Source organism: Sporomusa sp. (assembly GCF_057736855.1).
This window is the reverse complement of sequence record NZ_JBYKYF010000407.1, coordinates 1,249-2,206: the sequence shown is the minus strand read 5'-3', so window position 1 is coordinate 2,206 and position 958 is coordinate 1,249. Positions and strand designations below refer to the sequence as shown.

Sequence of the window (958 nt, the reverse complement as noted above, 5' to 3'; positions counted from 1 at the left end):
CGCTCTCCCGGCGAATATATGTCCCCCTTATTAAATTTTTGCAAAAAACCTTACCTACTCTATTTGTTTACTTCCCACGTAATTGGAGATTATCACTACTTAATAATACTCGTCAAATTGATGCTTTTTGGATTGAAATAGTAAATGAATTCAGAGACGGTGGGTTGTACAGTTTGAATATTTCAGTCAATACTATCTTTTTCACAAACCAAAATCTTGAACACATCATTTAAACCCTATATACTCACATCAATGCCCAAAGTTAAAAGATACTGTGAAAACGTTAAATTTTTAGATCTCGAAAGAACAGCCATTAAAATAAGAGAAGAAGTCATAAAAGCACTTGTTGAAGCAAAGTCGGGGCACAGTGCCGGCTCTTTGGGAACAGCCGATATATTTTCCGCTCTTTATTTTGAAATTCTCCAGGGCGAAGACAAATTTATATTATCAAACGGTCATATTTGCCCAGTATGGTATACAACATTGGCATTAAAAGAAATACTTCCGAAAAATGAGCTAAAAACACTTCGGAAAATCAACGGAACCTTGCAGGGGCATCCGCACAGAAATACCAAAATAGGTATTGAAAATTCCAGCGGTCCTCTGGGCCAGGGTTTATCCCAAGCTATTGGCATGGCAATGGCAGCACAAATAGATGGAAGGATACACCGGATATACTGCCTTACGAGTGACGGCGAATTAAACGAAGGTCAGATCTGGGAAGCGGCGATGGCTGCGCCAAAATACAATCTCAACAATCTCACATGGATTATAGACCGCAATAATATTCAAATTGACGGAACAACTGAACAAATTATGCCTTTAGAACCTTTGAGAGAAAAACTTGAAAGTTTTAACTGGTATGTTATAGAAATAGATGGTCATAATATTGAAGAAATTATTAATGCATGTAATATGGCTAAAGCAGTTGCACAGCGTCCAACTGCTATAATAGCTC

Annotated in this window: 2 protein-coding genes; both read left to right on the top strand. The window is 37.6% G+C overall.

Features of this window, described 5'->3' with window-relative positions; all coding sequences use genetic code 11:
- Window positions 1-233: hypothetical protein (locus AC29Z1_RS16925; protein ID WP_488272621.1), on the top strand; the 233-nt coding region annotated here is incomplete at its 5' end.
- Between the two features lie 19 nt (window positions 234-252).
- Window positions 253-958, top strand: a 706-nt coding sequence (locus AC29Z1_RS16920; protein ID WP_488272620.1) for a transketolase, incomplete at its 3' end; no start/stop codon positions are given.